Raw genomic sequence first — 7,693 nt, 5'->3', positions numbered from 1 at the left:
TAAAGGTTTCATTCTATTTTACCTTTCTTTTGTATACCCCTTGACAATTTGCACTTTTTCTTAACTTGTCACAAATGGGCGATCGTCCTTTTATATTTTATATCGCGTCCTGTAAAATAACCATGACCGCGTTTGTAGTTAAGACTTGAGTCCTCAGAATATGATCGGGACTAAAGTCCTCACTACAAACCTTTTTTATTGGAGTCGTTGGAGGCGAAATTTTATTATAATAAATTCCAATAATTTAAATATTAATTATTAGGTTAGTCGGTGTTCGGGTGATTAACACCCCTTGCCAATTACCGACTACCAATTACCGATTGCCACTGAATAAATCTTGGTCACAGATAAAAAGAACTGCACCGCAGTCAACAGCGGTATACCTGACACTCCGCAAAATTAAATGTAGGATTAAGTGTTGTCGTGAATCAGAAAAAAAAGATGAACTTATCCACTATTTGGCGAAAACTCCGCAGCCAGCAAGCCTTCTGCTTGGCTGCAATCCTCGCAGGTTGCCTTGTCTTTATCGGTTGTTCCCCCGCCCAGTCAACGGCTGGCAATTCAGTCGATCCCAAGTTGAAAGAGCAAGTCTTGCAGGTGATCCGCGAAAACCCGCAAGCAATTTTAGAGTCGGTACAAGGGTACCAGCAACAGCAGCAGCAGTCTCTCAAAGCAGCGCAGGAATCATTTTTGCAGGAGATGAAAACTAATCCCAAATCTTCGATCGGGAATTCTCCCACCACGGGTTCAGCTTCGCAGCAGATTGTACTTTTAGAATTCTCTGACTTTGAATGTCCCTTTTGCGCGCGCGCTCACGATACTGTCAAGCAGTTTATGGCAAAACACCAGGCCAAAGTTACTTTAGCTTACAAGCATTTACCCTTGACTTCTATTCACCCTCAAGCGCTGCCAGCAGCTAAAGCAGCTTGGGCGGCCCAACAGCAGGGCAAATTCTGGGAATATTACAGCGCTTTGTTTGAAGGGCAGAAACAGTTAGGCGAACCATTGTACGCATCGATCGCCCAAAAGCTCAATCTAAAATTAGATAAATTCAACACCGATCGCAACAGCCCCGCCGCCGAAGCCGCCATTGAGAAAGACGTGCAACTCGCTCAACAACTGGGCATTCAAGGCACTCCCTTCTTTATTATGAACGGTCAAACTTTCTCCGGGGCGATCGAGCTTGCTGAAATGGAAAGCATTCTCGCCTCTGTCTCCAAATAGTTTCAGATCATTAAGAGACAGAGCATCACTCATATGCGTTCCCAGCCTGGAGGCTGGGAACCAGAAAATGTAGATTATGGCTTCCATTTGGCACGAGGGGCAGCCAACTGTGGAGTCGGATCCTTGCTGTTGCGGATACCCTCGATCGCCGCTGCGTAATCATTCGCCTTAAACACAGCAGAACCAGCGACGATCGCATTTGCGCCCGCTTCCAGAACCTGCCAAGTATTGTTCCCCTTCAAACCGCCATCCACCTCAATCCAAGGATCGAGGCCCTTGTCGTCGCACATTTTACGCAACTGGCGAATTTTCGGCAAAACAGCCGGGATAAAACTTTGACCACCAAAGCCCGGATTGACGCTCATAATCAGCACCAAATCGCAAAGTTCCAGCACGTACTCGATCAACTCCAAAGGCGTCGAAGGATTCAGAACCACACCAGCCATTTTGCCCAATTCCCGAATTTGGCCGAGGGTGCGGTGCAAGTGAGGCGAAGCATTGTGTTCCGCGTGAACCGAAATAATGTCAGCACCAGCCTTAGCGAAGTCCTCGACGTACTTCTCCGGCTCCACAATCATCAAGTGGACATCGATCACCTTGGTAGTAACAGGGCGAATTGCCTCAACAATCAGCGGCCCGATAGTAATATTAGGAACAAAGCGACCGTCCATCACATCTACGTGAATCCAGTCAGCCCCAGCTCGATCGACAGCCTGAATCTCTTCTCCGAGACGGCTAAAATCGGCTGATAATATGGATGGAGCAATAACGATCGGTTTTTGGGATTGGGTCATGGCTAAGTCTGTTCTCCTGACTGCTGTGCTGTATCCAGTTTATCAAAATACGGGTCTCCGGGTCGAAAAGTTGCCAACGATCGGTCGCGAGATTGGGAGGGCAGAAAAATTTGGCCTCTGACAGACAAGTTTGGCGATCGCGCACCAGCCCAGCTCTCGGAATTTTGGTTTAGGATATAAATTTTCCCTCTAACAAATAACTTGTGTGCACAATCCGACCTTCTGCAAATTTTGAGTACCGAATTATGAAAAAAACAGATCCCTTAGAAAATCCTGAACTCGATCGTGCCAGTCTCTTTGTATTAATGATCCCAGTCATCGGCTTTTTCCCCGCCCTGTGGACTCTTTACCGCCGTCAGGGTAGTCCCGAACGCAAAGCCATCAGCCGCTTGGCAATTGCCCTTGCTTTTAGTTGGCTCTTAGGACATATTCTTTTAGAAGCGGGAGCGATTTCTGCGGAATCTCCGACACTTCCCATGTTATTAATGAGTAGCCTGCTAACAACCAGCTATTTCATCGTTGCTCTGGGACTGATGGTTCGCCTCTGGAAGCGTCAACCACTATGGTTGCCCGGAATTAGTCGGGTAGCCGAGCAAGTAGTAGGCAAACATTTATCATAATTTAGGGTTCTTTTAAGCCCCTACCCTATTGATTGAGTGCGTCTTCAGCTTGATACTACATATTGCCATTATCTTTTTTATTTTTGTTGTGTGTGAGGAAGCCAGTGCCAGCTCAAAAAATTCCTAATCAAGACCCTATCCAACAATCAACTGCTCAACCTGCAACCAAAAAAGCTTCCCAGCCCCATCGAGGCCGCTGGCTGGGTTTTGGTTTTGGTTTGGCTGGAGTAGCCATGCTCTCAGCCACAGCCGGAGCATTGCTAGCCGTCTCCCTTTCTACAACGCCGCTTCAGCAACAAAAGTTGAGCCCTGAAGAAGCGGCGGTGTTTTCTCAAGGCGACATGGCAAAGCTCAGCATGAAAATGCCGGAGCTGACTCGGCCAGTTAATATTTTAGTTTTAGGACTTAAAGTTCTGACCTCTGACATCGAAGGAAGTGTCAACAAAAATGTCGGACATGAGGTTTGGGAAAACTCCTTTAAGGGCTTAACCGATACCATGCTGTTGGTTAGGTTTGACCCTCAAAATAAAAAGTTAAGCGTGCTTTCCATTCCGCGAGACACCCGCACCTATGTTGAAGGCAGGGGCGAGGTGAAAATCAACGAAGCTAATTACTACGGTGGCCCGGCTTCGTCAGCGAAGTCAGTCAGCGGACTCCTGGGCGGTGTAGGAATTGACCGCTATGTCACAGTTAATATTCATGGCATAAAAAGTTTGGTCGATGCCCTGGGTGGCATTACTATTAATGTCCCTAAAGACATGAAGTATACCGATGAAAGCCAGCATTTATATATAGATTTAAAGGCTGGCAAGCAGAAACTAAACGGCGAACAAATCGTGCAATATTTGCTTTACCGACACGACGATTTGGGCGACATCGGGCGGGTGCAGCGCCAACAATTGTTGATGCGGGCTTTTGTGGAACAGGAAGTAAATGTAGGTTTGCTGTCTCGCTTGCCGAAGATTTTATCGGTGATTCAGTCTCACCTTGACACGAATTTGAGTATAGAAGAATTGGTAGCTTTGGCTGGTTTTGCTACTCAAACCGATCGCGCTGGCGTGCAGATGTTGATGGTTCCCGGCAAATTTAGCGATTCTAAGGACTACAAGTCAAGTTTTTGGTTGCCCGACCAATATGCCATCGAAACTATGGTGGCGGAACATTTTGACTTCGGCCAAAATACTTGGACAATTGAGAATGCTGATTCGACTTTTCTGAATGTGGCGATTCAAGATAGTACCGGAGATCCATCGGCTGTTGAAGATTTTGTCAATACTCTGACTCAAGCAGGTTATCGGAATGTTCAGGTTTATAAAGCTTGGCCCGAACCGCTGGAGGTAACTACTCTAGTAGCTCAACAGGGCGATATTAAAGGTGCTCAAGCGATTCGCCAGTTTTTGGGTTTTGGAGATGTGTTGGTTGAGAGTACCGGTTCTTTGAATTCGGATGTGACAATCAGATTGGGTAAGGATTGGTTGGAGAAAAAGGCTCAGTCCGGCAGTGCGGCTAAGTCTTTTTAAACTGGATTTTAACTGGGGTATTTGTAGGGACACAGCATTGCTGTGTCCTCTTCTTTTGTGTTGGTAGAGATGGAGGCGATCGCTTTTTTGTCGATTTACTGATACTATATTTTTTGGTGATGATGAATCACGATCGCAATACCGATACTTCCCTCCGCAACCAGAACTGAAACAATAATCTACGAGGGAAAGCTTAAAATATTTTATAAAGGTAGGGTTGATGAACAAGGGTGCTAAAATAGACCGACAGCGCGAACATCAGGCCAATGAACGCACCTTTCTTGCATGGTTACGAACTTCAATCGGTTTAATTGGTTTTGGGTTGGCGATCAGTCGGTTCAGTTTATTTCTGCGTCAATTTCAAGCTACAGTGACTCAGCAAGAAGTTTCCTCTCCTCCCTTCTTCAACTCCGAAACTTTAGGGCTGAGTCTGGTCGTTTTTGGGATTGCGGTCATTCCCTTAGCAGCATGGCGTTATAATCGAGTTTTCTGGCAAATTGAGCGAGGTGATTATCGCCCAAATCGTGTGCTAGTTTGGATTATGACTGGAACTGTAATGATTTTAGGAACATTAACTATTCCGTTGTTGCTGTGGCGCGATCGCGCAAATATAGCTCCCACTTCAACTCCTAAAAATTCTCAATTCTAAGTTTACCCTATCGCTTAGGATCGCGAATTAAATAACTTACAATTTTAATGGTTATTGTGGAAGTTATTTAATTCTCATTCCTTAGCTAAAGTGCCTATTCCTTGGTTGATTAAAGGGGCGGATTGTCGGCAAATCTCGATCGCTCTTTAATCCAATCGAGTAAAATAGGATTGACCAATTCCGGCGCTTCATCCTGGGGACAATGGCCCACTCCCTCCAAAGGAATAAACTTTTCAACAGCCGGAAACTTTGCCAATTCTCGCCCCAATGCGATCGGCTCCCAAGGGTCGTTTGCGCCCCACAAAATCAAAGCCGGACAGCTTAAACGCGGCAACAAATCCTCCGGTAGCGGGCCTTGAGAATAACTGATAAAGGCCACAAATACTTCGACAGCGCCGCTGTCTTTAGCAGGTTCCAGCAGCATATTTACCAGTTCGTCGGTGACAGCTTCAGGACGGCGATATGCTTGCAAAAGCACTTTTTTTACTGTTTTTGGCGTTGCTAATTGTTTAAAAAATAATTGACTTATCCACTTGACATTTAAAACTTTTTGTGCAATTGGCGCTCCAAAACTGCGATACCAAGGCATTTCGGCGCGTTTGCGATCGTGCAGCAAGCGTAGGGAACAATTGAGTAAAATTACGCCAGAAGCAATATCGGGAAAATCAACAGCCGCTTGCATAATTGCCACACAGCCGATCGAATTTCCCACCAAAAAAGCCGGCCCGCCCGCAACTTCCCGACAAAAATCAGCAATTAGCTGTCCCCAAGTTTCAAAAGTATAGTCAATTTCAAGCTTGGGCGCGGGTTTAGCAGAACCGCCAAAACCGATGAGGTCGATCGCAAAACACCGACAATCAGCAGCCAGCGCCGGCAAATTCTTGCGCCAGTGGCCCCAAGACGCACCAAAACCGTGGACGAACACCACCGCAGGCCCCTGCGAACCAGCAGTTTGGTAGCAAATCGGAAAGCCTTTCCACAGCCAAGTTTGAGGTGCAGCAACTGTTGACGAAGTGGGAGTAGAAGATGTCATGCGATTTTAGATTTTAGATTTTAGATTTTAGATTGGGCATGGGGCATAGGGCATGGGGCATAGGGCATAGGGCATGGGGTATTTTCAATACTGCCCACTGCCAACTGCCAACTGCCAACTGACTACTTTGCAGTTAGAGGCGATATTATGTCACGATTAAACCTGCTGACTTCTTTGCTGTATTAAAATTTCCCTTATGCCAACGATCGTTTCCACTGCTGTCGTACCGTTTCTGGGATCAGAAATTGTACCAGACTACGACACCGCCAAAGTAGTAATCTTGCCAATTCCCTACGAAGCTACCACCACTTACCGCCGGGGGTGCGAAAACGGGCCCGCTAAACTTCTAGAAGCTTCTCATCAACTCGAGTGCTACGACGAAGAATTGGATGCCGAAGTTTGCTACGATGTCGGAATTTATACAAAAGAGCCGATCGCCGATACCCGCAACAGACAACCAGTTTCATCCTCAGAAATGCTGCGAGTCACCCAAGCAGCAGTGCATCAGCTAGTTACCGAAAATAAATTTGTCATCTCCCTCGGAGGCGAACACAGCATCACTGCCGGCGTTGTCGAAGGTTATCGCCAAGCATACCCGGATGAACCTTTCACAGTCGTGCAAATCGATGCCCACGGCGACTTGCGGCACGAATACGAAGGCTCGATTCACAACCACGCCTGCGTGATGCGACGTGTTGTCGATATGGGCTTACCGACACTGCAAATCGGGATTCGCGCTATCTGCAAGGAAGAAGCCGACTTGATTAAAGCAAAACAGCTAAACGTGATTCGAGCCAGAGAAATCGCTACTCAACCGGATTGGGCAGATCGGGCAATTGCCAGCATAACAACTAAGCGAGTATTTTTGACGATCGACTTAGACGGCATCGATCCGACTTTAATTCCAGGGGTGGGAACACCCGAACCGGGCGGGTTAAATTGGTATTCCCTCACCGCATTTTTGCGCCGCGTCTTCGAGTCCTACGAAGTAATCGGGTGTGACATTATGGAATTAGCACCTATTGTAGATTCTGTCGTCTCAGAATTTACCGCCGCCAAATTAGCATACAAACTTATTGGATACCAAGCTCTGGCTCAAGGTTGGCTAAAGCCAGACGAGGAATAAATCGCGAAGTACGAATCACTCATAGGCTGTTGGCAAGGCTAGAATTAAGCTAAAGCTAAACAACAGCCAATTTTATTCGTGCTGATTGTTTCATCTTTCATGCTGGCAAAACTGCTCTTCACCTCCTGAAAACATGAGTTTACTAATGGATACAACGGGTACTCCCATTAACGGCTACGCTCCCGATTTTGAACTGCCGGGAGTTGACGAAGAAGTTCACCATTTAGCTCGATATTTAGAAAAATTTCGGGCGATCGCGGTGATATTTATGTGCAATCATTGCCCTTACGTGCAGTTGTATCTCAATCGTATGAAAGAACTTCAAGCAGATTTTCAAGAGCGAGATGTTACTTTAATCGGGATTAATGCTAATGATGCAAACCAGTATCCCGACGACAGTTTTGAGAACATGAAAATTTTTGCCACCAACAATCAACTCAACTTCCCGTATATCCGAGATGTTGCTCAAGATGTGGCTGAAAGTTTTGGGGCTTCTAAAACGCCGGAGGTTTTTTTGTTAGACCAAGATGGCAAACTGCGCTATAAAGGTTTAATTGACGACAACGCTGACGATCCGGCGGCGGTGCAGGTTTCTTATCTGCGGAGTGCGATCGACCAATTGCTCAACAGTCAACCCGTTGAGCCTTCAACTACAGAGGCGATAGGCTGTTCCGTCAAATGGCGATCGTAGTCATTAGTCAGCAGTCATCAGTCATTAGAAGATGAT

General features: G+C 46.4%; 8 protein-coding genes. 6 read left to right on the top strand and 2 right to left on the bottom strand.

Annotation, left to right across the window (positions count from 1 at the left end):
• Positions 1 to 441 precede the first annotated feature (441 nt).
• The gene (locus QUB24_RS22400) at positions 442 to 1,224 is read left to right on the top strand and encodes a DsbA family protein (protein WP_333155564.1); all 783 of its coding nucleotides are present in this window, start codon (positions 442 to 444) and stop codon (positions 1,222 to 1,224) included.
• A 74-nt stretch (positions 1,225 to 1,298) separates the two neighbouring features.
• Here QUB24_RS22400 and rpe read toward each other — a convergent pair whose 3' ends face one another.
• The gene (gene rpe / locus QUB24_RS22395; protein ID WP_333155563.1) at positions 1,299 to 2,018 is read right to left on the bottom strand and encodes a ribulose-phosphate 3-epimerase; all 720 of its coding nucleotides are present in this window, start codon (positions 2,016 to 2,018) and stop codon (positions 1,299 to 1,301) included.
• Positions 2,019 to 2,263: 245 nt separating this feature from the next.
• On the opposite strand from rpe, the gene QUB24_RS22390 reads away from it, so the two are divergent.
• The 3 genes from QUB24_RS22390 to QUB24_RS22380 all read left to right on the top strand — a co-directional run bounded on the left by QUB24_RS22390 (position 2,264) and on the right by QUB24_RS22380 (position 4,807).
• Positions 2,264 to 2,638: a hypothetical protein gene (locus QUB24_RS22390; RefSeq protein ID WP_333063371.1), complete on the top strand. Its 375-nt coding sequence runs from the start codon at positions 2,264 to 2,266 to the stop codon at positions 2,636 to 2,638.
• A gap of 104 nt (positions 2,639 to 2,742) precedes the next feature.
• On the top strand, positions 2,743 to 4,158 hold the full coding sequence (locus QUB24_RS22385; protein ID WP_333155561.1) for an LCP family protein: 1,416 nt from the start codon (positions 2,743 to 2,745) through the stop codon (positions 4,156 to 4,158).
• 220 nt (positions 4,159 to 4,378) lie between these two features.
• Positions 4,379 to 4,807, top strand: a complete 429-nt coding sequence (locus tag QUB24_RS22380) for a DUF202 domain-containing protein (RefSeq protein WP_333155559.1) — start codon at positions 4,379 to 4,381, stop codon at positions 4,805 to 4,807.
• Between the two features lie 109 nt (positions 4,808 to 4,916).
• On the opposite strand, the gene QUB24_RS22375 is transcribed toward QUB24_RS22380, so the two are convergent.
• Positions 4,917 to 5,840 carry an alpha/beta fold hydrolase gene (locus QUB24_RS22375; RefSeq protein WP_333155558.1) on the bottom strand — a complete coding sequence of 308 codons (924 nt, stop codon included), beginning with the start codon at positions 5,838 to 5,840 and terminating at the stop codon, positions 4,917 to 4,919.
• Between the two features lie 196 nt (positions 5,841 to 6,036).
• On the opposite strand from QUB24_RS22375, the gene speB reads away from it, so the two are divergent.
• Both speB and QUB24_RS22365 read left to right on the top strand, forming a co-directional pair.
• Positions 6,037 to 6,966 (top strand): agmatinase, encoded by a 930-nt coding sequence (gene speB, locus QUB24_RS22370; protein ID WP_333155557.1) that lies wholly within the window; start codon positions 6,037 to 6,039, stop codon positions 6,964 to 6,966.
• A gap of 133 nt (positions 6,967 to 7,099) precedes the next feature.
• Positions 7,100 to 7,657, top strand: coding sequence for a thioredoxin family protein (locus QUB24_RS22365; RefSeq protein WP_333155556.1), 558 nt, complete (start codon positions 7,100 to 7,102; stop codon positions 7,655 to 7,657).
• Positions 7,658 to 7,693: the final 36 nt, after the last annotated feature.

Origin of the sequence: Microcoleus sp. B9-D4, from assembly GCF_036705105.1 — a bacterium.
Taxonomy (GTDB): Bacteria; Cyanobacteriota; Cyanobacteriia; order Cyanobacteriales; family Microcoleaceae; genus Microcoleus.
The sequence above is the reverse complement of the archived record's forward strand: the minus strand, read 5'-3'. Positions and strand labels throughout refer to the sequence as shown.

What these genes read in the sequence shown, in the direction of transcription:
- QUB24_RS22375 (WP_333155558.1), bottom strand. Translation starts at nt 5,840, where the DNA reads ATGACATCTTCTACTCCCACTTCGTCAACAGTTGCTGCACCTCAAACT.
- QUB24_RS22380 (WP_333155559.1), top strand. Translation starts at nt 4,379, where the DNA reads ATGAACAAGGGTGCTAAAATAGACCGACAGCGCGAACATCAGGCCAAT.
- QUB24_RS22390 (WP_333063371.1), top strand. Translation starts at nt 2,264, where the DNA reads ATGAAAAAAACAGATCCCTTAGAAAATCCTGAACTCGATCGTGCCAGT.
- QUB24_RS22365 (WP_333155556.1), top strand. Translation starts at nt 7,100, where the DNA reads ATGAGTTTACTAATGGATACAACGGGTACTCCCATTAACGGCTACGCT.
- speB (WP_333155557.1), top strand. Translation starts at nt 6,037, where the DNA reads ATGCCAACGATCGTTTCCACTGCTGTCGTACCGTTTCTGGGATCAGAA.
- rpe (WP_333155563.1), bottom strand. Translation starts at nt 2,018, where the DNA reads ATGACCCAATCCCAAAAACCGATCGTTATTGCTCCATCCATATTATCA.
- QUB24_RS22400 (WP_333155564.1), top strand. Translation starts at nt 442, where the DNA reads ATGAACTTATCCACTATTTGGCGAAAACTCCGCAGCCAGCAAGCCTTC.